Annotated in this window: 19 protein-coding genes; 12 read left to right on the top strand and 7 right to left on the bottom strand. The window is 69.0% G+C overall.

The features are described from left to right. The first annotated feature begins 36 nt into the window (after window positions 1–36). From ABZ272_RS01050 to ABZ272_RS01035, 4 genes are all read left to right on the top strand, one after another. The gene (locus ABZ272_RS01050; RefSeq protein ID WP_355047828.1) at window positions 37–1836 is read left to right on the top strand and encodes a RyR domain-containing protein; all 1800 of its coding nucleotides are present in this window, start codon (window positions 37–39) and stop codon (window positions 1834–1836) included. Beyond that, the gene (locus tag ABZ272_RS01045; protein ID WP_355047827.1) at window positions 1826–2338 is read left to right on the top strand and encodes a hypothetical protein; all 513 of its coding nucleotides are present in this window, start codon (window positions 1826–1828) and stop codon (window positions 2336–2338) included. Before ABZ272_RS01050 ends, ABZ272_RS01045 begins: the two co-directional genes overlap by 11 nt. Window positions 2339–2458: 120 nt before the next feature. After that, window positions 2459–2947, top strand: a complete 489-nt coding sequence (locus tag ABZ272_RS01040; protein ID WP_355047826.1) for a hypothetical protein — start codon at window positions 2459–2461, stop codon at window positions 2945–2947. A 186-nt stretch (window positions 2948–3133) separates the two neighbouring features. Continuing rightward, on the top strand, window positions 3134–4387 hold the full coding sequence (locus ABZ272_RS01035) for an MFS transporter (RefSeq protein WP_355047825.1): 1254 nt from the start codon (window positions 3134–3136) through the stop codon (window positions 4385–4387). A 195-nt stretch (window positions 4388–4582) separates the two neighbouring features. Here ABZ272_RS01035 and ABZ272_RS01030 read toward each other — a convergent pair whose 3' ends face one another. Together ABZ272_RS01030 and ABZ272_RS01025 are read right to left on the bottom strand one after the other, a co-directional pair. Beyond that, window positions 4583–5461 carry a helix-turn-helix transcriptional regulator gene (locus ABZ272_RS01030; protein WP_355047824.1) on the bottom strand — a complete coding sequence of 293 codons (879 nt, stop codon included), beginning with the start codon at window positions 5459–5461 and terminating at the stop codon, window positions 4583–4585. Between the two features lie 229 nt (window positions 5462–5690). After that, window positions 5691–6116 (bottom strand): LysR substrate-binding domain-containing protein, encoded by a 426-nt coding sequence (locus ABZ272_RS01025; protein ID WP_355047823.1) that lies wholly within the window; start codon window positions 6114–6116, stop codon window positions 5691–5693. Here ABZ272_RS01025 and ABZ272_RS01020 point away from each other — a divergent pair. From ABZ272_RS01020 to ABZ272_RS01005, 4 genes are all read left to right on the top strand, one after another. Beyond that, on the top strand, window positions 6116–7123 hold the full coding sequence (locus tag ABZ272_RS01020; RefSeq protein ID WP_355047822.1) for an alcohol dehydrogenase catalytic domain-containing protein: 1008 nt from the start codon (window positions 6116–6118) through the stop codon (window positions 7121–7123). The genes ABZ272_RS01025 and ABZ272_RS01020 overlap by 1 nt on opposite strands. A gap of 280 nt (window positions 7124–7403) precedes the next feature. Further along, window positions 7404–8111 carry an SDR family oxidoreductase gene (locus ABZ272_RS01015; RefSeq protein ID WP_355047821.1) on the top strand — a complete coding sequence of 236 codons (708 nt, stop codon included), beginning with the start codon at window positions 7404–7406 and terminating at the stop codon, window positions 8109–8111. A 210-nt stretch (window positions 8112–8321) separates the two neighbouring features. After that, window positions 8322–8873: a DM13 domain-containing protein gene (locus tag ABZ272_RS01010; protein WP_355047820.1), complete on the top strand. Its 552-nt coding sequence runs from the start codon at window positions 8322–8324 to the stop codon at window positions 8871–8873. 266 nt (window positions 8874–9139) lie between these two features. After that, entirely contained in the window at window positions 9140–9904 is a 765-nt protein-coding gene (locus ABZ272_RS01005; protein ID WP_355047819.1) for an alpha/beta fold hydrolase, read from the top strand. A 98-nt stretch (window positions 9905–10002) separates the two neighbouring features. Here ABZ272_RS01005 and ABZ272_RS01000 read toward each other — a convergent pair whose 3' ends face one another. Then, window positions 10003–10656, bottom strand: coding sequence for an SAM-dependent methyltransferase (locus ABZ272_RS01000; RefSeq protein WP_355047818.1), 654 nt, complete (start codon window positions 10654–10656; stop codon window positions 10003–10005). A gap of 1 nt (window position 10657) precedes the next feature. Continuing rightward, a complete protein-coding gene (locus ABZ272_RS00995; protein WP_355047817.1) occupies window positions 10658–10894 on the bottom strand; it encodes a 2TM domain-containing protein in 237 nt (78 codons plus the stop codon). Window positions 10895–11038: 144 nt separating this feature from the next. Between ABZ272_RS00995 and ABZ272_RS00990 the strand changes: the two genes are divergently transcribed. The 3 genes from ABZ272_RS00990 to ABZ272_RS00980 all read left to right on the top strand — a co-directional run bounded on the left by ABZ272_RS00990 (window position 11039) and on the right by ABZ272_RS00980 (window position 13784). Further along, entirely contained in the window at window positions 11039–11836 is a 798-nt protein-coding gene (locus ABZ272_RS00990; RefSeq protein ID WP_355047816.1) for an alpha/beta hydrolase, read from the top strand. Window positions 11837–12016: 180 nt separating this feature from the next. Then, window positions 12017–13201 carry an MFS transporter gene (locus ABZ272_RS00985; protein ID WP_355047815.1) on the top strand — a complete coding sequence of 395 codons (1185 nt, stop codon included), beginning with the start codon at window positions 12017–12019 and terminating at the stop codon, window positions 13199–13201. Window positions 13202–13262: 61 nt separating this feature from the next. Next, window positions 13263–13784, top strand: a complete 522-nt coding sequence (locus ABZ272_RS00980) for a DUF4188 domain-containing protein (RefSeq protein WP_355047814.1) — start codon at window positions 13263–13265, stop codon at window positions 13782–13784. A 132-nt stretch (window positions 13785–13916) separates the two neighbouring features. Here ABZ272_RS00980 and ABZ272_RS00975 read toward each other — a convergent pair whose 3' ends face one another. Continuing rightward, complete coding sequence (locus ABZ272_RS00975) at window positions 13917–16907, bottom strand: BTAD domain-containing putative transcriptional regulator (RefSeq protein ID WP_355047813.1); 2991 nt, start codon at window positions 16905–16907, stop codon at window positions 13917–13919. 664 nt (window positions 16908–17571) lie between these two features. Here ABZ272_RS00975 and ABZ272_RS00970 point away from each other — a divergent pair. Continuing rightward, a complete protein-coding gene (locus tag ABZ272_RS00970; RefSeq protein ID WP_355047812.1) occupies window positions 17572–17961 on the top strand; it encodes an OsmC family protein in 390 nt (129 codons plus the stop codon). Between the two features lie 234 nt (window positions 17962–18195). Here the strand turns inward: ABZ272_RS00970 and ABZ272_RS00965 are convergent, their stop codons facing one another. Beyond that, entirely contained in the window at window positions 18196–18420 is a 225-nt protein-coding gene (locus ABZ272_RS00965) for a hypothetical protein (protein WP_355047811.1), read from the bottom strand. A 301-nt stretch (window positions 18421–18721) separates the two neighbouring features. After that, entirely contained in the window at window positions 18722–22756 is a 4035-nt protein-coding gene (locus ABZ272_RS00960; protein WP_355047810.1) for a hypothetical protein, read from the bottom strand. Window positions 22757–22773 lie beyond the last annotated feature (17 nt).

Below are 22773 nucleotides of genomic sequence, written 5' to 3'. Positions count from 1 at the left end.
GACAGCCCGATCGACCTCGTCAAATACCATGAGCCCATGACGGATCCGGTCGCCGGCTCGTCCCGCCCGACCGGCTGGAGTCTGCGAGTCCTCTTCGGCCTGATCGGGCTGGCTGCCCTCGTCCTCGGCTACGTCGGCTTCGAGCGCCTGCTCCAGGCCCGCCCGGACGTCGCCCACGATCCGTACGACGTGCTCTACTACGACCTGCAACTCTTCGTCTTCGGCGCCGAACCCTTCCAGAACGCCGGCCCCTACCCGTGGCAGCTGCAGGTCGCCCGGTTCGCCGCCCCGCTGTTCACGCTCCTCGCCGTGGCCGAGGCCAGCCGGCTGCTGTTGGCCGCCGAGAGTCGCCGCCTGCGCGCCCGGCGGGCACGTGGTCACGTCCTGGTCTGCGGCGACTCCCAGTTCGCCCACATGCTCGCCGACCGGCTCTTCGCCGACGGTGAACGGGTGGTGGTGGTGCGCTCCGAGCCGTTCGGGCCGCTGGAGTACCGGCGGCGCCGGTACCTCGGCGTGGTCGGCGACCCGACCAGCCCCGAGGTGCTGCGCGGCGCCGGACTGCCCCGAGCCCACACCATCTACGCCTGCAGCGAGGACGACGACCGCAACCACGCGATCGCCAACACCGCCAACCGGCTCATCCAGGACCGACGGCAACCACCGCGGGTCTACATCCTGGTTCACGACTCGGAGATGTGTCTGTCCCTGCAGGCCCGACGGCTCGGCGCCGCCGGATCCAGCCGACTGCGGCTGGACTACTTCGACGTCGACGACGTCGCCGCACGCGCGCTGCACCGGCACCACCCGCTGCCCCGCGCGGGAGGCCGACCAACGAGGATCCTCATCGCGGGCACCGGCACCTTCCGCCGGGCACTCCTGGTGGAGACCGCCCGGCACTGGCGCACATTCCGCGCCGAGACCCCCGGGGGCCACGCCGCGCCACCCCTGCGGGTGGACGTCGTGGCACCGGACGCCGGCGCCGAGATCGCGCTGGCGTCCTCGCGTTACCCGTTCCTGGCCACCGTCTGCCAGTTGACCGCGTACGACCTGGATCTCGACGGCGTCGTCGGTCTCGGCCGCGACCGCTACGACCGCATCTACGTGTGCGCGCCGGACGAGATCAACGGCCTGCGGTTCGTGCTGGACACGCCCGCGCTGTGGCAGGGCGCCGAGAGTGCGGTGTTCGTGCCGGTCTACCGGCAGGCGGCGCTCGCCGCGGCCTTTCACGGTGACTCCCGCCACGACCTGCTCGACGAGGTGCACGGCAAGCTCCGCCTCTATCCGGTGCTCGCCCACGCCTGCGACGCCCGGCTGATCGCCGAGGATCTCACCGAGCGGCTGGCCCGGCTGATCCACGAACGGTATGTCCAGGCCCAGCAGCGCGCCGGAGTACGACTCGGCGACGCCCCGGCGATGGTGGACTGGGCACGACTACCCGAGTCGTTGCGGCGGGCCAACCGGGCCCACGTCCAGGACATCGCCGCCAAGCTGTTGGATCTCGGTTGTGTCGTGGCGCCCCGGCACGGTGACACCGTTGACGCCTCGGCCGCCGGGCAGGCCATCGACGACGGGATCGAGGAACTCGCCCGCCTGGAGCACGAGCGGTGGTGCCGGGAACGGCGCGGGGACGGCTGGACGTACGGCGACCCGCGCGATGACGCCCAGCGGCGGCACCCCGCCCTACGACCGTGGGAGCAGCTGCCGTCCAAGGTGCGGGAGCAGAACCGCGAGGGGGTCCGGGCACTGCCCGACGTGCTGTCCGACAGCGGGTTCGAGTTGATCCGGCTGGCACCCCCGGTGCCCACGCAGCGGACGGGCCCGACGGATGCCGCCTGACCTCGGTCCGGTCCGCGTCGGCGTGACCGGGCACATCAACCTGACCCGCGACACCGAACTGCTCGTCGCCGACGCGCTCCGCGTCGAACTGGGCCGGATCAGCGACCGTCCCGTACACGGCGTGACCTGCCTGGCGGCCGGCGCGGACCAGGTCTTCGCGCGCACGATCCTCGACCTGGGCGGCACCTACGAGGTGATCCTGCCGGCCCTGGACTACCGGATCGCGGTCATCAGGCCGGAGAATCGGCTGACCTTCGACGAGCTGCTCGACCGGGCGGTGGCGGTCGTCCACACCGGATACGACCGCTCGGACACCGACGCGTACGTGGTCGCCAACCGGGAGCTGGTCCGACGGGTCCAGCGACTCGTGGCGGTGTGGGACGGCAAACCCGGCCTGCACCCCGCATCGACGGACCGGACCATCGACTGGGCGCGGCGCCACGGCGTCCCGACCACGATTCTCTGGCCCGTCGGTGCCCGTCGAACGCCCACCGAGGGTTGACGACCCGGCCCTGCGGTCGATCGACGAAGCACCGGCCGCCGTTGGCCCGATAACTGGTCCCACCCGATCGACTGCGACTGGTAGCGTGCGCCGGACATGAAGATCACGGGGGAAACATCGATGAACCGAACTCGACTCGTCCTGACTGGCCTAGCCGTCGCGGCGGCGATCGCGATGTCGGGCTGCGATCCGCAGCCCGAATCCGACAGCGCCGCGACCGCGCCATCCCCGGCGGCCTCAAGTGCCGCCCCGACCGGCAGTCCGGCCACCACCGCAGCCAGCGCTCCGGCCAACGACGCGGCCACGGTGAAGGCCTGCGCCGACATCGACAAGGACATCAAGGACAACGCGGCTAAGATCGCCAAGGCCGAGAAGATCGGCCCGCCAGCCGGGCACTTCGCGGTCAGTGCACAGTGGGCCGCCGGCTCGGTCGCGATCCTGGCGCACTCGATCGGGGTCAACGAGGCAGTCACCACCGCCTCCGAGAAGATCCAGAACGAGATGATGGCCCTGAGCGACGCGTACAACAAGTCCGCCGACGCCAAGCCCAGCAAGAAGGCTCTGGAAGCGGCCATCAAGGAGTTGGACACCGCCTGCTCCGCCGCCTGACCGCTTCGACCACGCGATCGGCGGTGACCCCCACTCGGACGGTCACCGCCGATTCGCATGTCAGGGGCCCCCGGCACCCGCATCAGCGCCCGTTTCGAGATGCCCCTCAGCGGTACGGCGGAACCGTGGGTCGGAACGGCAGTTGAGGGGTAAGTCCCAGCCGATGGCGCAGCGGGAGGAGCGACGGTGACCCGAGGGGGAATGACGCTCACCGATGCCGGTGCGGACCAGCGCGACGCCGGCGGCGAGCGGAGGAATCTGGTCCGATATTCGGTGCTCGCCTCACTCGCCCGGCTGGCCGACGAGGGCGCCCGGGTGGGGCTCGTCCTGCTCGCCGTCGAGACCACGCGCAGCGCCGGGTTCGGCGGCCTGCTGGTCGCCGCGATCATGGTCCCGCACGTGGTCGCGGCGCCGCTGGTCGGCACGGTGGCCGACGCCACCTCCCGGCGCAAGGTGTTCTACAGCGGCGCGCTTCTGGTGTACGCCACAGCGCTCGCACTGACCGCGGTGGCCACCGGCTCGTCTCCGCGATGGGTGGCCGTCGCCGCCGCACTGGCTGCCGGTTGCGTCGGCCCGTTGCTCAGCGGCGGGCTCACCAGCCTGCTCAACGAGCTCGTCCCCGGGCGCCTGCGCAGCGCGTACGGCATCGATTCGACCCTGTACGGCCTGGCGGGCATCGTCGGACCGTCGGCGGCGGCCCTGTTGGCCGGCGCGTTCGGCGGTCGGATCGCGGTATTCTGCCTCGCCGGCTCGGCCGCCGCCGCCTCGTTGCTGTTGTGGTCGCTTCCGTTGGCGCGACGCGAGCGCTCGGAGAGGTATCACCTGCGCGGCGCCGACTTCCTCGGTGCCGCCAAGGTCATCATCAATCGGCCTGCCCTCGGCTCGGTCACGCTGGGCAGCTGCCTCGGGCAGTTGGGCGCCGGCGCGCTGCCGGTGACCGCCGCGCTGATGGCGCAGCGGATCCACAGCACCTCGCTGACCGGCATCATCCTGTCCCTCATCGCCGTGGGCGCGCTCGCCGGCTCGCTGCTGTACGTGTACTTCCCGCTGCGCTCATGGCTACCCGAGAACGCCATCCTCGTCTGCCTGCTCGCGACTGCCGTCCCGTTCGCCGCGGCCGCCGCGTTCCACACCACCCCTGCCGTCTACCTGCCTGCCTTCGCGATCAGCGGGCTGATCAACGGCCTGATGTTCTGTTCCCTGCTGGTGGTGCGCGGCCGCGAGGCGCCGCCCGAGCTGCACACCCAGGTGTTCACCGTCGGCGCCGGCCTCAAGAGCGCCTCCGGCGCCATCGGATCCGCGTTGGCCGGCGGGGCGGCCGGTGCCGGGGTTGCTGTCCTGCTGGGCGGGGTGAGCCTCTGCCACGCGCTCGGCGGGCTCCTGGGTGGCGCGGTACTCCGCGCGCCGCGGCGACACCAGACAGACCCGGAAAGCCGGTGACGGAACGATCCCTCGTGCCGCCAGCGCCCGGTCCCGCCGATGAAGCTTGGTTTCCCCGTCGGCGGGCAGGAATTCGGGCCGCCACCGGTGGCCTCGACGCTCCCGGTCAGCCCGCGGATGCGCTACCCGCCGGGGCCGCCCGAGGAGGCCGGCCAGCAGCACGGCTTCCCGGCGGCGATGACGAGGCCGGCCAGGCTATCCGGACCCAGCGGAGACAACCACGTCCTGGCCGTGCGGAGAAGGACGGTACGTGTGGAGCGCGGCGATCCGTCGGGCGGTGGGTGTTCCCGCGACCGGCTGCAGTGTGAGCATCCGCTGCCGGGTCGTCGTACCGGCCACGATCTCGCAGTCCAGGTCGAGGCGGCCGACCCGCTCGTCGTGCACCACCTTCGTCGAGCAGTGCGGCATCGCGACCGTGTGCCGCCCCCACATCGCCCGGAACTCCCCGCTGGCCGTGCACAACCTCTCGACGAGTTCGCCCGCCGCGCGGTCCTGGCCGCGCTGGGTGGTCACCGCCCTCAGGTCCGACACGTACGCCATCCCGGTCTGCTCCTGCTGCTCCGGTGGATCGAGCCGATGCCGCCAGGACGGCGACGTGAACCAGTGCCACACGAGGTTCGCCTCGAGGCCCGGCCGGTCGGCGAACTGCCCGAACAGCGTGACGTTGAGCCAGTTCTGCGCCAGGACGGTGCCCAGATCGTCGGTGACGAACGCCGGAGTCGTCCCCGAGACCGCCGTGAGCAGGTACGCGAGCCCGGGATCCACCGGCTCGGGCTGCGGGTCCCACGGGGGTGGGGCCAGATGGCCCGCCAGCCGGAACAGATGGGCCTTCTCGGTCTCGGTCAGCCGCAGCGCCGCCGCGATTCCGGACAGCACGCCCATCGACGGCCGAGGCCCTCTCGCCTGCTCGAGTCGCTCATAGTAGGCAGCCGAAACGTTCGCCAGCGCCGCCACCTCTTCACGCCGCAGCCCGGGTGTCCGCCGACGGCGCAGCGAAGGCAACCCCGCTTCCACCGGTGACAACGCCTCGCGCCGGCGTCGTAGGAACTCGCCCAGCCAGTCGCGGTTTTCCACCGCGCCATAGTACGTACGCTGCACTCCTGCCAGCCGTGCGCTGCTCGCCACCGCGGCGGCCGGGCCGACGGGGAGACCTCGACGAACTCGATGACCCGGGGGCCGGCGGCGGTCATCGCGAGGTCGACATAACCTGACGTAGGCGTGAGATTCAAGCCTGCATGAGGTGGGCCACCGTCCAGGCCTGCAAGACCTCGCGAACGTGGGATCACCGCAAGGCGGGCGGTCGCTAGGGAGACGTAGCAGCGACTGCTGCCTTCACCTGCTCCCGAAGCCAGGCGTGCGTCTGGTCGTGCCCGACGCGGGCGTGCCACGACATCGAGTACGGCAGAGGCCGAACCTCCGGCGGCGCGGGCAGCACGCGCAGATCGGGCCACAGCGGCGTGACGAACTGCCGTACCGTCCGCCTCGGGATTGACAGGATGAGGTCGGTTCCCGCCACCGCGGCCGGGGCGGTGACATGGAACGGTACGGTGAGAACCGCCCGGCGCGGGGTGCCCTGGACAGCGAGGACGCGGTCGATCGACGGCTGCAGGCCCTGGGCGACATCGATCATGATGTGCCCGAACGACAGGTACTCGTCGAGTGTGAGCTCGGTGTGGCCGGCCAGCGGATGGTCGCGATCGACGACGCACATCATGTCGTCGGTGAGCAATGGCAGAAACCATGCGCGCATGGCAGGCACAGACCCCGGGCGCACCCTTTGTCTTCACCGAACTCCCGGTTCCGGAGCCAAAGCCGAACCAGGTCCGGATCAAGGTGCACGCGTGTGGGGTGTGCGGCGGAGACGCGATTGCCCGCCACGGACTGATGGGCACACGGCTACCCCGGGTGCCCGGGCACGAAATCGCCGGGGTGGTCGATGCCGTCGGCGAAGCGGTCACGATGTGGAGCGCTGGCGACCGCGTCGGCGTCGGCTGGTCCGGGGGCGTCGACTTCACGTGCGAATACTGCCGCCGTGGAGACTTCACCAACTGCGTCAACCGGACGATCGTCAGCAGCTCGTACGACGGCGGCTACGCCGACTACCTGGTCGCACCGCAGGACGCGGTAGCCCGGCTTCCCGAGGAACTCGACTTCGCGGAAGCCGCCCCGCTGATGTGCGCCGGGGTCACCGCGTTCAACGGGTTACGCCACTCCACGGCCGGCCCGGGCGACCTGGTGGCGATCAACGGTGTCGGAGGGGTGGGCCACCTGGCGGTTCTGTACGCCGCCAAGATGGGCTTCCGCACGGTCGCCATGAACCGTGGCAGCGCCAAGGCAGAGATGGCCGCACAACTTGGAGCGCACGAGTACATCGACACCACCGCGACCGACGCGGCGGAGCGACTACGAGCGATGGGCGGTGCCGCGGTCATCTACGACACCACCGCGCGCGCCAACCTGCAAGCAGAGATCTTCCACGGTCTCCGTCCCAACGGGCAGCTCATCGTGGTCGAGGGCACCGACGCGATAGGGGTCAACGGTCACGACCTCTCCACCTGGCGACAGGAGATCAGGGGCTGGTACAGCGGTGTCGCGCGCGACAGCGAGGACGCGCTCAACTTCGCGGTCCTCCAGAACATTCGCGCCGTCATCGAGGAACACCCTCTGGAGGACGCCGAGAAGGCGTTCGAGAACATGAACGAGGCCCGGATGCGGTCCGTCCTCGTCCTGCGGTGAAGCCCGGTGACGTGCCCGCCAGGCAGGGCGGGCACGTCACCGGCCGCGCGGGGCCGACGCCGTCGGAGAACGCGCCACACGCGGCAACCAATAAGGGATAGTCGGAACAAAGGTCACGGTCGGTACGATCAGCCAGTGACGCCCAAGTCCGATTCATTTTCGCTTGTCGGACTCAGCCGGGTCGCCCTGAGCCGGGCAACGCCTCCTGCAGATACCGGCGGCCGTGATTCACCTCGCAGCATTTGCCTCTAACGTCAACGTGAGGTTCTAGCGTGGTGGCATGCGAATCAACGGCTCAACAGCTCTCGTGACCGGTGCCAACCGCGGCCTCGGCAAGGCCTTCGCCGAGGCACTCCTCGCCCGCGGCGCCACCGTCTACGCGACCGCCCGACGCGTGGAAAGCATCGACATCCCCGGTGCCATCGCCCTCCAGATGGACATCACGGATCCCGCGTCGATCGAGGCCGCTGCGGCCCAGGTGGGTGACCTCAATATCCTCATCAACAACGCCGGCACCTCCACGGACGCCCCGCTGCTCGGCCCCTCCACGGAGAACATCCGCAAAGACTTCGACACCAACTTCTGGGGAACCCTCAACGTCACCCGCGCGTTCGCGCCCAGGCTGGCCGGCGGCGCCATTCTCAACGTCATCTCGGCGTTGAGCTGGTACACCTTCTCCCCCGGCAGCAACGGCTACGCCGCCTCGAAGGCCGCGGAGTGGTCCCTGACGAACGGCATCCGACTCGAGTTGGCCGACCAGAAGACCCTGGTCACCGCCCTGGCGCTGGCGATCGCCGACACGGACATGATGGCCGGCGTCGACATCCCCAAGCTCCCACCCCACGAGGTGGTCGCCCAGGCCCTCGACGGACTGGAAGCGGGCAAGATCGAAGTCATCGCCGACAAGCCCACCGCCAACGTCAAGGCCTCCCTCTCCCGCGACCCCGCCCTCTTCTACGCCGACCTCGTCGGCAACCTCTTTGCGTGACTCTGCCAGCGCTGGGCCGTCCGGAGTGGATGACCTGTTGAAAGGGCGTACACCCAACGCGGGGCCGGCTTCCGGTGGAGCCGGCCCCCGGCTGTTTCCGTAGCCCCGCAACGGCCCCCGCCTTCGGGCGGTTCTCCCGTCAGGCGTCGTAAGCAATCGGTAATCCGGCCCCGCCTGGCCACGGTGAGATCCGGCGGCTTGACTTGAGCCGTGACTCGCCGTCTTCTTCGCACTCCTGTCACCTGGATCGTCGTTGCGGTGCTCGGCGTCGGGGCCGCAGGAGCGCTCTACTGGTTCCAGCCCTGGCGGTTGTTCACCGACACGGTCGTGGCGGAGCCCCTTTCCACCACCATCCCGCAGCCGTCTCAATCCTCATCCGAAGCTGCGGATGTTCCGGCCTCGCCGATCGTCCTCGCAGAGGGCACTTTCGTCACACACGAGCACGACACCAGCGGCACGGTCCGGATGGTCCGCAACCCGGACGGCAGTCACCAGCTGGAGATCGACGGGCTGGACACCAGCGACGGACCCGACCTACGGGTGTGGTTGTCCGATCAACGGGTTCGCACGGGCACCGCCGGCTGGCGGGTGTTCGACGACGGCCGGTACGCGGAACTGGGCAAGCTCAAAGGTAACCACGGTGATCAGGTGTACCGGCTGGCTGCGGGAGTCGACCCGGCGGCGTTCCGCAGCGTCAGCATCTGGTGCAAGCGATTCGCTGTCTCGTTCGGCGCCGCGGAACTCGCCGCCGTCCCCTCCTAGGGTCTGTTTCATAAGAACTGGCCGGCCTGCGGCGGCCCCGGACGACGCCCGGCGGCGTTGCAGTTGTGTCCGGATACAACACCGGTATCCGGACACAACTGCGCCTTGCCGGATCGCCGCCCGGACTCCGCCTCGGCTCGACCGCCCTTATGAAACAGACCCTAGTCGGCGCGTTCGTCCGCTCCGGCGGTCGGGGCGAGACGGTCGGTTATCCCCGTACAAGCAGTACGAGGTTGCCGGCGGAAACGGTTCGTATCGTCGACGCCATGCGAACTGTTGTCCTTGTACACGGCCTCTGGCACGGCAGCTGGTGCTGGAGCCCGGTGGCCACGCGGCTGGCCGCCCGCGGCATTCCGTCCGTCGCTGTCGACCTCGACGGTCACGGGCTGAAGAGTGCCGCGACGGCCGGCGTCACCGCGACGTCGGCCGCGGCGACCCTCATCGAACAGCTCCGCCGGATCGGGGGCGGCGAGCCCTGCCTCGTGGTGGCGCACAGCATGGGTGGCGCGGTCGTCACCGCAGCCGCCGAGCAGGCTCCGGAGCTGTTCGACCTGGTGTTCTCGGTCGCCGCGCACGCACCGGTGAGCGGCCGTCCCGCGGTCTTCTACCTCAGCGAGCCGGAGAGCGCGGGCGACCGGGTCCTTCCCCTGCTGGTCGGCGATCCGGCACGGACCGGGGTGCTGCAACTCGGACTCAACGACCGGGCAGCCGTACGGGAGGCGTTCTACGGCGACGTCGACGCGACCACCGCCGACTCCGCCATCAACCTGCTCACCTCGGCCGCGCCGGTCGGTATCGCGGCCGACGTCCCGGTCGTGACCCGCGAGCGCTACGGCTCGGTGCCCAAGACGTACGTGGTCTGCACCAAGGACAACGCCGTTCCGCCGGCGCTGCAGCGACGGCTGATCGGCGAGATCGACGCCGTCTCGACGTCACCGACCCAGGTGATCGAGCTGGACTCGTCGCATTCGCCGATGCTCGCGCACCCGGACGACCTCACCGCCGCCATCGAATCGGCCTGGCTGGGCTGATGACGGTCTGATCCCACCTCAGGCCGCGGTGCGCTCCCGGATCGACGGAGAACCACTGCGGCCTGCGGTGGGAAGGGAGACCAGGAAATCATCGGAAATCAGTGGACGAACTGCTCGTGGGTCGCGCCCAGGAACGATTGACCCGGCTGGGCGGCGACAATGGCCGCGCGCGACGCCGTCGGCAGCGGCCGACGGCAGTAGTAGACCAGTGCGGGCGGCAGATTCGACCACTCCGTGCCGCTGACGACAACTTCGTCGAACAGGGACCGCACAGCTCGAAGCAGCCGCCGCGCGGGGATGGTCCAGCGGGTGTGCACGTACGCGAACGTGGTGAACACACCGTGCGGCGGCAGCGCGGCGACCACCGCGGACAGCACGTCGCGCTGAAGGCCCTCGCCGAACGCCGCCCACGGAAGACCACTGACGACGACATCCGCTCCACCGAGCCCGCGCTGCGCGAGCACCGTGGAGAGATCGGCCGCATCCGCGTTCACCACATCGGCCCCTGGGTACCGCGCGGCGAGTAGCTGCGCAAACCGTGGGTTCACCTCGATGGCAATATGCCGTCCGCGTCCGCCGAGGCGCTGCTGGATGGCTGCGGTGAAAGCACCCGTGCCGGGTCCGAGCTCCACGATGACCGGCGAACCGGTTCGCGGTACCGCCACCGTCGCCATCCGGGCCAGGCCCGAGCTGCTCGGCGCGATCGCCCCGACCGTGAATGGATCACGGAAGAACTCCGCGAGGAATGACACGTCAGCGCCCCGGGCGGGGTTGCCAGGAGTGCTGCGAAGCGAACAGGATTCTCCGCGCCGCCCAGACGTGGAACGCCAGCCCGACACTCCAGGCGACGATCGACCAGATCGGCCAGAAGAACTGGTCCGGGGTGACGAACCACCAGACCACGATTTGGGCAAGGTTGGCGACCACGTACCAGAAGAAGTGGATCGCCAGGGCCCATTTGACAGCGGTTTCCGTCTTCGCGTATGTCATTTCCGCAGACTAGGCCGGACGACTTTACGAACACGGAAATCGCCGGTCAGTCGAGCTGCTTGTCCGTTCAGTGTCCGTCAAGCAACGGCGTTTAGATTCAACCGAAATCTCGTCCGGAGACGATTACTGAAGGGGCTCATATCAATGACGACAACCCGCCGAACCTTGCTGGCCGGTTCCGCCGCGGCCGCAGCGGGGGCTGCGCTCGGGGCACCCGCCGCCCAGGCTCACCCTCGACCCGACAACCAGCCGAAGCCCACTGTGGTACTCGTGCACGGCGCCTTCGCCGACGCCTCCGGCTGGAACGACGTCGCCACCCGCCTCATTCGCGACGGGTACCCGGTAATCGCTCCGGCGAACCCGCTGCGCAGCGTAGCCTCCGACTCCGCATACCTGGCCGCTGTCCTCGCCACCCTGAGCGGCCCGATCGTTCTCGCGGCACATTCGTACGGGGGAATTGTCGCCACGAACGCGGCGACCGGCAACCCGAATGTGAAGGCATTGGCCTACGTGGCCGCGTTCGCGCCCGATCAGGGCGAGACGCTGCTGGGTCTACAGACGAAGTACCCGGGAAGCAAGCTCAATGAGGCGGCGCTGGACTTTCGCCCCTACGACGCTGGCCTTGTCGACGGGTACATCAAACGGCAGTACTTCCGGGAGGTGTTCGCAGCTGACGTACCGAAGGCGACCGCCGAGCTGATGTGGACCGGACAGCGCCCAGCCGACGCACGCACTCTCGGAGAGCCGTCGGGCGTACCGGCCTGGAAGAACATCCCTTCCTGGTACCTCGTTGCCCGCAACGACCAGGTGCTGCCTGCTGCGGCGCAGCGGTTCATGGCCGAGCGGGCCGGCGCGCAGGTCCGGGAGGTCAACGCGTCGCACGTCGCCATGATTTCGCAGCCCTTCGCCGCGGCCGAACTCATCAAGCGCGCCGCGCGCTGACGAGGCCCTGGAAGAGGCAGGAAGCGAGCCCGCCCCGGGTCGGCGAGTTCCACCGGCCCGCGGGCGTGCCCGACCCCCGCTCGGACCATCAGCGATCTGCGGAGGAATGCGATGCACCAGCAGGCATTTGAGGGCCAGTGTGCCGCTGCGGAGAACCGGCGCACCTCGACCACACCACCCGTGAGACATCCGAAGCTGACGTTGCTGGCGCTGGCGCTGGGCACCTTCGCGATCGGTACCGGCGAGTTCGGTAGCAACGGCATCATCCAGCTCTTCGCGTCCGACCTGGACGTGTCTATTCCGGTCGCGACGTATGCGATCACCGCGTACGCCCTCGGAGTGGTGATCGGTTCTCCGACGATCATCCTGCTCGCCGCACGAACGAACAGGCGCCGACTACTGATCGGCCTGATCGGACTGTTCCTGGTCGGCAACGGGCTCTCCGCGCTGGCTCCTGACATCACGTCACTCGTCATCTTCCGATTCATCGCCGGGAGCGTGCAGGGTGCGTTCTTCGGCGCGGGAGCTGTGGTCGCCGCCTACGTCTACGGACCGGGAAGGGGCGGCAGGGCATTCGCCACCGTGATGGGCGGCCTGACCATCGCCACCATCGCCGGGTCCCCCCTGGGCACTCTCATTGGTCAGATCGCGGGTTGGCGTGTCATGTACTGGACCGTTGTCGCCGTGGGTCTGCTCGCTGGCGCCGCCCTCGTTGCCTGGCCGCCGCGCACCGACGAACTGCGCGGCAGTTCGGTCGCCAGCGAGTTGCGAGCGTTGCGTCGACCGAACGTATGGCTGATGGTCGTCGTCGCGGCGCTCGGCATCTCCAGCATCTTCGCCGTTTACACGTTCATCGGTCCATTCGTCACCGACGCCGCAGGGCGGGACGCCTCAGTCATTCCGCTCGCACTGGCCGTCTTCGGCTTCGGCATGGCGGTTGGCAACCATCTCGGCGGCCGCGTCGCCGACCGCTCGGCAGATCGCGGTCTGACCTGGGGCTACGGCGGCGCTCTGGCACTCCTCGTGCTGATCGGCGTCGCCGGTAGCAGCCTCGAGGTTCTGCTGCCGTGCCTGTTCGGCGTCGGCGCGACCATGATGTACGCGATCCCCAGCATCCAGGTACGGCTGACCAGCTTCGGTCCCGACGCCCCGACGCTGATGGGGGCCCTCAACCTGGCCGCTCTCAACCTGGCCAACTCTCTCGGCGCGATCGGCGGCGCGATCACCCTTGACGCCGGTTGGGGCACCCTGTCCACCGTCTGGGCCGGCTTCGTCCTCACCACCACCGGCCTGGTCCTGTACGTCACGACCGTCGCCCGACGCAGGCCAGCTCCATGGATGACGGCGCGCTTCATCGCGGGCTGATCGTCAAGGACGAACAGCCCGCGCCCCCGCCCCACTAGAACTCAGAACGAGGAGATACACGATGAACACGAGTGTCAATCGGCAAACTGTCGACCTGTCGCCCTACCCGGACCTGGTAGTCGTCTATCTGGGCATGCGCGTCAACCGGCTCTATGGCCTGCGGACGCTGATGGGTTACGGCCCGCAGATCGGCCGATCCGCCAGCGACAATCCCGAGGGTCTCCTTCGGCACGAGCCCCTGCTGTGGTCGCTGTTCCCGATGCACGTCGGCATTCGGCAATACTGGCGGGACCTGCCCTCCCTGTTGTCCTGGGCCCGATCCGAACCACACCGGATCTGGTGGCGCAACTTCCTGCGCGACAGCGGCGGTACGGGCTTCTGGCACGAGACCTACCTACTCCGTGGCGGGATGGAGGCGGTCTACGACGACATCCCAAAGGAGCAGGGCTTCGCCGCCTTCGCTCCCGTACACCCGGCACGCGGTCCCCTCTTCAGTTCGGCCGCACGCGTCGGACGCCCCGAGGACAACGCCGCACCGGTCATCAGCGAAGACGAGCTCTACACAGCGGGATCCGGTCAGTAGGCAACACCGTTCCGCAATCGATCGTCACCTCGGCGATCGGCCCGTCGCGGTAAGCCGCTCGCCATGTGGTTGCGGCTCACCGCGGCCGGCGGGCGGTAGGCGTCGGAGCGCGCTTCTCCGCTGCTCGGATCGCTACCTGCTCAGCCTCGCTCGGGCGTCCTCGGCGTCGGGGTGGTCGAGCGCCTCGAGGATGGCCAGCGCCTCCTGCCACGCGAGTCGCGCCTCGGTCTCCCGCCCGCCGACCTCGTGACAGTCGCCGATGTGCAGGAGGATCGTCGCCTCCGGGTACCGATGGCCGAGTTCACGCAGCATGGCCAATGAGCGCTGGTGGCAGTAGCTGGCCTCGTCCTCGTGGCCGAGCTTGTGGTGGGCCTGACCCAGACTGTCCCAGGTGTACGCCTGCCCGGACCGGTTGTCGACCGCCTCGAACAGCGCCAGTGCCTCAGTGCAGCTGGCCAGCGCCTGTTCGTAGTCGTCGGCGAGGTAGTGGATCCAGCCGATGTCGTTGCGCGCCGCCGCCTCACGGTCGCGGTCGTTCCCAGCCTGGAACAGCGTCAACGCGCGGCCGGCCTCGGTCATCGCCTCGGGATAGCGGCCAAGCTGGACGAGCACCTCCGAGAGACTGAGGTGGATCCCGCCCTGACGGACGGGGTCGGCATCCGGGCCCAGGTCGATGGCCCGCAGGTAGAGCTGGATCGCCTCGTCATGGTCACCCATCTGTGTCAGCGCGCCGCCGAGGCACGAGTAGGCGGCGCGCAGGGCAGCCAGGTCACCGAGACGCCCAGCGGCGAATACCGCCGCCTCCTGCAAGCGCACCCAGAGCCGTGTGAGGCTCCGCCGCCTCAGGTAGGTCTCGAGGATCGCCGCGAACGCGATGACGTGACAGTCGAGTGCGGCGTTCTCCACCGCTCTCGCGACGGCGATGAGGTTGGCGACCTCCGCATCGAACCAGGCCAGTGCCCTCTGCTCGTCGGCCGGCTCGATGACGGACACGCCTGGGGCCGCCGGCGGTGGCTCGACCGGCGAGTGTTTGGGCTTGCCGAAGTGTCGGTTCGCCGTATCGGCGCTGTGCACGTAGTGGTCGACGAGGCGCTGGGTGGCGCAGCGGCGGTCTTCGTCCGTGTCGAGGCGTTCGGCAAGGTCGGCGGCGTAGGCACGGAGAAGATCGTGAAAGGTGAACCGGCCCGGCAGATGCTCGCTGATCAGGTTCGCCCCGGCAAGTTCGGCAAGCAGTGGCCGGACCTGGGTGACCGTCAGTCCGCTGGCACTAGCAGCCGCTGGTGCGGTCAGATCCGGCCCCGGGTGCAGGCCGAGCCGCCGGAACAGAGTCGCCGCCGGTTCGCCCAACGCCGCGTACGAGCAGTCGAAAGCGGACCTGAGATCGCTGGCCGGGTCGGTCCCCCCGAGGGCGTCAAGCGGCGTCTGGGCCTCGCGCATCTCCTCGACCAACCCGGCCAGGGGGAGGTTGGACTGCACCGCTGCCCGAGCCGCAGTGACCGCGAGCGCGAGCGGGAGACGCGCACAACGGGTGATGATCTCCGTAACGGCGTCCGGTTCCGCCGAAAGCCGTGCGGATCCGAGCCGGCGAGTGAGCAGCTCGTGAGCCTCACCCGGATCGAGGACATCGATGGCTATCGGCTCAGCGCCGTCCAGGGCGACAAGTCCGGTGAGCTGGTCACGGCTGGTCACCAGGACGAAGCTGCCGGAGGTGTTCGGCAACAACGGCCGGACCTGGCTGGCGTCCCGAGCATTGTCGAGGACGACCAGTACCCGGCGTCCGATCATCTCGCTCCGAAACTGGGCGACGAGGCCCTCCAATGTCGCGGACTGACCCGGCGCGGTCGCGCCCAGGGCAGTCAGGAACCCTCGTAGGACCTCGTCGGGCCGTGCCACCGCTCCGGTCGGGTCGAACCCCCGCAGATTGACGTAGAGCTGCCCGTCCGGGAACCCCTCCACCACTGAATGAGCCCAATGCACTGCCAGGGAGGTCTTGCCAACGCCCGCCATTCCGACAATGGTCGCCACCGCCACCGACGCCGAAGCGCCCGCGCCATCGGAGAGCAGGTGATCCAGCCGCTTGAACGGGAGTGCGCGACCCACGAACCGACTGACATCGGTCGGCAACTGACCCGGCACTCTGCCGGGACGGGCTCGCGCTGCCATCACCCGCGGCACCGCGGGCTCCATGAGGTCGGGGCGAGGGGAGTGCGGCGAGACGTCGTTTCCCTCGGGCGTGCCCTCGCCTGGCTCAGCTACCCCGGCCTGCTGCGCGAACGTAAGATCGCCTTCATGTTCGACGCTCGCACCGGTCGGGGTTCCGGCCAGTACCTGCAGGTACGCGGCCTGTAGCAGCGCACTGGGGTCGATGCCGAGCTCCTCGGCGAGACGGTCACGGACCGCGTGAAACGTCGACAGCGCTTCCGCCTGTCGCCCAGCCGCGCCCAGCGCGGTGATGAGGCTGGCCTGAACCGGCTCGTGGAACAGTGCCATCGACGCGGCCAACCGAATCGGCAGGAGGACCCGCTCCGGTTGGCGCAATGACACGGCCAGTTCGACGGCCGCCGTGCACACCCGGTGAAATTCGTCGTCGAGAGCGGCCAGCACCGGAGTTGCCGGACCCGTGGCAAGCCCACCTCCCGCACGGCCCTTCCACAGATCGAGCGCCTCGACATAACAGTCGAGCGCCAGGTCGGGAGTCTGTCGGGCGAGCGCTGCGTGAGCGGCATCGATGAGCTTCCGGAACGCCGCAAGGTCCAGCACGTCAGGCCCGGCGGTGAACACGTACCCGTTACCGTGGCGGTGCAGATATCTGCCGGATGACCGCATCGGCACAGCGGGTTCAAGCAACCGCCGCAGTGCACCGACATACTTCTGGATCACGTTGAGCGCGCTGGCGGGAGCGTCGTCAGCCCAGATCAGATCGATCAGATCTCCCGTGCTGACCGGCTGGTCCACACAAGCCGCCAACAGGGCCAGCATCTGCGCCTGCTGTCTGGGCCCAGCGCTCAGTTCGACGCCGTCACGCCACAGCCGCAACGAACCAAGGATCTGGATACGCAGTGGACCGGCCTGGGCTCGCAGGTCATTCTCGGCACGGCGAGCGGTGTGCGCTGACTCAGCCACGCCTGCCGCCTCCCGGATGACCCATAGACGTCGTCAAATCGCCACCTCGTCTGACCGGATCACGAGTCTACTGAATCAGGGGCGGTCATAGGAGAGGGCTTAACGGCAGCAAGCCGCAATCAGGTCCTTTGCTCTCCGATCGCCGACGAGCATCAGAGAGGCCTCCGGCCCAACACGTATTCGTGCAGGAACGCCAACGACAGTCGCTGCGCTGCGGATCCGGACTGGAACTCTCGCTGGACCGTCGAGGCGATCGCGGCGTTGACGAACATGACGACGTCCTCGCACGCAACCTGATCCGCCCGGGACATGTCGCTCCGCAACTCGTCAAAGGCGGTGACTGTGGGGCCGGCCGGGGATCGGGGGCACGAACTGCGAAGCATCGCTTCAGAGGCGGGTTCCGGAAGTCGCACCGAAGTCCCGCGGCCGGCCCGGCCACGATACCCGTCACGATCAACGCGAGGCGACAGGAAAACCACACCAGGCACAGGTCCGCCGGTGCTGCCGCCGACGGGGTACGTCGGTCAGACCGTTACGCGGATGCTGCGGCGACGACCGCCGCGCCTTCTCGGCGGCAGCGGCGAAGGTCGCCGTACCTGGTGGTGATACTGGTGACGGGCAACAATGAGCCGATCGGTTCAGGCGCGGCGGACGGGAGCAACCGGTGGAGCAGTTCGCGGTCGTGGTCGGCGCCGGCTCGTTCAGATCGGATGACGGTGGTGCGATCGGGTTCCCTCATCGCTGGACACCCGAGGGCGTCACCGTCGAGGCGGACTTCACCGGGGCGCACCTGTTGCACCTCGCTGCGGCCGGCTGCGTTCTGAACGACGTGTATCGGGAGGCGAACGTACTCGGCATCCGGATCGACGGGGTACGTGTATCGGCGGAGGGGGGCTTCGACACGCAGACGTGGACATCGAGCGGCATCACCTACCAGGTCGAGGTGAACTCACCCGCGTCCGGCGACGAACTTGCCACGCTGTTGGATCGTGTCGACGACGTCGCCGAGATACCGCGGGCGATTCGCGCCGGGGCCACGGTACGAAGAGGCTGACTCACCCGCCGGCCGAACGAGCAGGTACAGCGGGCGTGGCGGCGACTCATGCCGACGCAAGCAGGACCTCGATCATTGTCTGCGGTTCGATGATGTCTGGCCGGTCGCTGACCTCACATGCATCCGATTGCGTTGCGGCCGCGTCGTGTCCATGTGTCGCAGCCCGAACCCGGGGCCCCGCCACGCCGGGTCGGCCAGGTAGTCGTCACCGGTCTGCCGGTATCCCAGCAGCGCCTACCAGAACGGCAGCACGTCCGAGCTCACTGCGGCGTCGAGGGTGATGTTGATGAGCTGCACTGCGGTGGGGTCGGCGGGGATGCCCGGCGCACGGGCAGCGGCCGATATCCGTCGCGCCAGTGAGACGTCCCGCCGGGACAGCGACACGGTGACACCCGCGTGGCGCGGGTTCACGTTGGATTGCTCCTGCTCGTCGGGGGCCCGCGAGCCGACCGATCTCATCGACGAACGCGATCCCCGCAGACAGCGAGCCGGTCCGGAATTGGGCCGAGACCAGGTGGTAGAGACAACGCCAGTCATCGACGCCGTCAGCCGCGTGGAAATGCCCAGCGGTGATCCGCACCGTCGTGTCCGCGAACCTAACATCGACGACGGCCTGGTCGCCCACCGCGGCTTGGCCACCTCCGGGGATGCTCCGTCGTCGGCGCGGAACGCGCGCCCGTACCGGCGGTGCGGGGCATCCGCAGAGCCGGGAGCCCGAGCAGGCAACGGCCGCCCGGGCTCCCGGATCATGCGGCGTTCGTCACGGATACATCTGCGCGACCGTGACGTTCATCGACTGAGCGAAGAGGCTGACACCGGTCGGGCTGTTGGGGTGGAAGGACTGCGTCGATGTCGGGCCGTCCGGGGTGTCACCCGGCGACTTGTCCGTCACGACCCCGTGGATGCCGGCCGGCGAGCCGCAGACCGCCTTGCCCGCGAACTCGTCGATCGGGTCGGAGTAGTACGCGATCGTCGCGCCGTGCGCGGTGTTGAAGTCGTGGACGACGTCCAGCTGCTCGTCACGCAGCAGCACGCTCATCTCGGTGAGCCACACCCGCTCCTCGTCGCTGAGGACGAGCTTGAGGGCGCAGAGCGGGTCGCCGCCGATCTCGACGAGCTTCGGGTACCCCATCAGCATGATCTTGGCGTTCGGCGCCTTCCGGTGAATCTCTTCCAGCACCTTCGTGTTCGACCGCGGAACCGCGTCGGCGATGCGGCGCCGGGTCGACACGTCCACGGTGTCCGTCTCGCCCGACAGTTTCGCCTTGAAGCAGTCCAGTGGGCCGGCCATGACGAGGCACTCCTTGACCACCGGGCCGAACCTCGCGTCGTTGCCGCCGATCGAGATCGTGACCAGCGTGGTGTTCTCGTCCAGGTAGCCCTTGTCGAGCTGGGACGCCTCCAGGTACTGGCCCATGCCCCGTTGACCGTCGGCGTTGCGGGGCTCGTTGCCGACGGTACGCAGGGGCAGGATGTTCTCCGTCTCCGCGCCCGAGCAGGCGATCAGGTGATAGTCCATGTTGACGTCGTGCTGTTGGCTCGTGATGTCCGCCCGCAGCCCGATCGGCGTGGACGACCCGGGAAGCACCGCCTTGCGCGACCACGCGTTCTTCGAGCGGTGGCAGCCGTTGCGGTAGGCGTTGTTGCTGTTGTTGTCCGACTCGCGGTAGTAGTCCGATCCGTTCACCGGCGAGGCGCCCTCGCCCGACGAGAAAGAGTCGCCGAGCGCCACCACCTGGTGCTGCGGCTTGCCCGGCAGCGGGATGAACGCCGCCGCGTCGAAGGCCACGTTCTCCTGCGGCCGGCCCAGCGCCAGGTCGCCCTGCCCGCTGGCCGGCACATCGTCACGCAGCTGCGCCAGCTCTTCGGGGGTCAGGTCCGACACCGTGTTGGTCAGCTCCACCGTCGGGACGTTGTTGAACTCGAACACACCGAGCGCCACCCACCGGTTCGCGTACCCGCGCTGCTGGACCATGCGGGTCTTGACCACGCCGTTCTTTGTCGTGATCTTGTACGCCGCCTGCTGCGTGGTACCGAGGTGATCGGGAATGTGGACCATGACCCGCATCCAGCCGTTCACCGTCCGGTCCAGCGTCCACGTTCCGCTGACGTAGAGGTTGCTGCCCGGCTCGCGGGTGTGTGTGAACCAGTAGTGCGCGCCGTACCCGCCGCCGACCTGGTGCAGGTCGATCTTGCCCGGGTACTGGAGCGTGCCGTTCTGTGTCTCGCCGGCGAACCCGTGCGTGAACGTGCCGCTGTTCGTCCGTCTGGTGCAGAGCCAACCGGCCTCGTCACGGCGTGGGCTGACGACTTCGTTGATCACATCGTCGACCACGAGCGCGTTCGCCGGCAGTTCGGTGCCGCACTTCGGTAGGTAGCTCACCCCGGCGGCCGGATACTCCCAGCCGGGGTCGTACCTGATGGCGGCGTTCCCACAGTCCAGACAGCCCGGTTTCCAGTCGGCCGATCGGTTGTACCAGCACTTGAGGTCCCGTTCGCCGATGACGTTCACGTGGTGGCACGGGCCGGCCGGCTCGTCGATCACGTCCGGCGCCGTCGGCGGGAGGTTGTTGCCGTAGTAGCAGTCGTTGGACTGGTCACAGAACGTCTGAAGGTGCGGCTTCACCCGCGCCCGCCCGTCGTTCGTGCTCCACCACGCGTACCGGTAGCCGTCGGTGTAGGTGTCCGGCTTTTCGATCGCGTTGAGCGGGTGTCCGGCCCAACCCATGATCTTTTCCGGGTACGGCCATTGGCTCGGGTGCCGCGCGTCGTCGTAGGTCTCCTCCAGGAACGCCTTGCGGTTCGCCGGGTACCGCGGGTTAGCCGGGTTGTTCGCCCAGCCGACGCCCCACGGCTCGTCCGTGCTGCCCTGCGGCGCGTAGAACCCGGTGTTGTAGGCCCACACCGCGAAGAACCAGTTCTCGATGTACTGCGGGTCGCCGCCGTTGACCTTCATGTTGTAGGCGTGGACCTGGTTCCACTTGTCCTGCAGGATTCGCAACGACTGGGAGATGTTCGCGGCGAAGTCCACGGCGATGGCCAGCTGCTGGTTGTACGGCAGCGGGACCTCGTTCGGCTTCTGGAAGCCGGGCTTGCGCATACCGTCGGTGACCTGCCCGACGCCGTAGCCGCAGTCGGACTTGTCCCAGCGGATCGTCCAGTCGTCGCTCGTGTCGGCGTCGTAGATGTCGAGCCCGTAGTAGTTGCCGACGAGCGGGTTACCGAACTCGCCCGGCAGGACGTGCGGCGAGGCCTGCCACAGGTTCGACTCCTGCGCGAGAATGCCGAGCATGATCTGAGCGGGCACGTGGCCGCCGCCGTCGAGGGGCCGCATCGGGAACCATTGAGCGACGTTGTAACCCGGCAGACCGGACTGGTTGAAGTTGTTGCCCCGGTTGAGGATCAGCGAGTCCTGCACCGCCATGTCGACAACCCATTCGATCTCCCGGGCGCGCGGCTGGTACACCTGTACCCGCACGTCGTTGCGGGGGATCGCGCACCAGGCGGCCGTGTCCACCGGGTCGTGCAGCGGTGTCGCCAGCGTCGTGGCACCCGGTGTCGACCGGGCCCGCCCCGGCGTCCTCGGGTTCGCCCGAGCGCCGGCGTCGCCCGACGTCGGCGTGGTTGGCGCGACCGCGAAGTTCACGCTGCGACCGGTCGCCGGCACCTTGGCCTTCATGACGAGCGACCGTCCGCGGCGGTCGTCCGTGGCCTGCGCCGCCCGCGGGTCGGTCGTCCACTTGATGTCGTCCAGCAGCAGGTCACCCTGACTGGACATCTCGGCCTGTACGGTCGCGTCGAGCTTCGCGACACCCGTAGGCAGTTTGTGCGTCCTGCCGGGGGTACCGGTGATGCCGACCCGACCGCCCGCGCCCTTGACCACGTTCATGTCGGTCGTGCCGCCCTCGGCCAGCGTGGCCGTCGCGCCGGACCGCACTTCGGTCCGCTTCACCCGGCCGGCCTTGCTATCGGCATCCATGTACACCACGCCGTCGCCGTTGGCCGCCAGCCGGAACGGTACGCCGGTGGTCCTCGCGACGGCCGACCGGCGGCCCTTGCCGTCGACCTTGACCAGCGCGCCGTTGTCGGCGGCGATGATCTTGTCCGCGACCGGTAGCGCCGAGGTGAGCTGGCCCGCCACCTGGATCGGCGGTGCCACGGAGCCGGTCGCGGCATCGAGCTGCGTCAGCCGGGTCTTGCCCGAGCCGGTGTCGCCGCCGGTGAACGTGCTCAGCACGACGTTCTCACCGGTACCGCAGCCGGGGCTGAAGTACGCGAGAGACGCGTGCGCGGCCACCTTCCGGACGGACTGGTTCTTGAGGTCCACGACCGCCACGAAGGCGCCGCGGTCGAACAGGTCGGGCTTGTTGGTGTAGGCGCGCGGCGCGTACGTGACGACCAGCCGCCGGCCCGACTCGGTGAGGCAGCCGTTGCCGATCCACTGGTCGGTCTCCAGCCCCGGCTCGCTCAGCGTCGCCGCGGTCGTCCAGCTGTAACCGGAGGCCGCCGACGCCACGAGCACGTGCAGACCGGTCATGTCGCCGGAGAGGGTCCAGGCCCGATCCTGCGACGTCCGCCAGCCCTGCTTGAGGGTCGAGTCCCGCTGGCCGGACGGTACCGCGGTGAACGCCACATCCTTCGGCGGCGGGTCCGGCGCCGCGGCAGCCGGCGCGGGAAGCGTCACGAGACCGCTGGCGACGAGCGAGGCGGTGGCGAGCGCGGCGGTGACGGCGCGACGGGCGGCACCGGGGCTGAGCCCGCGCGGCAGCGCGGGGCGGGGCGGTGATGTTGACACTGCGGATCCTCCAGGAT

This window comes from Micromonospora sp. NPDC005979 (genome assembly GCF_040614415.1).
GTDB lineage: Bacteria > Actinomycetota > Actinomycetes > Mycobacteriales > Micromonosporaceae > Micromonospora.
The sequence above is the reverse complement of the archived record's forward strand: the minus strand, read 5'-3'. Positions and strand labels throughout refer to the sequence as shown.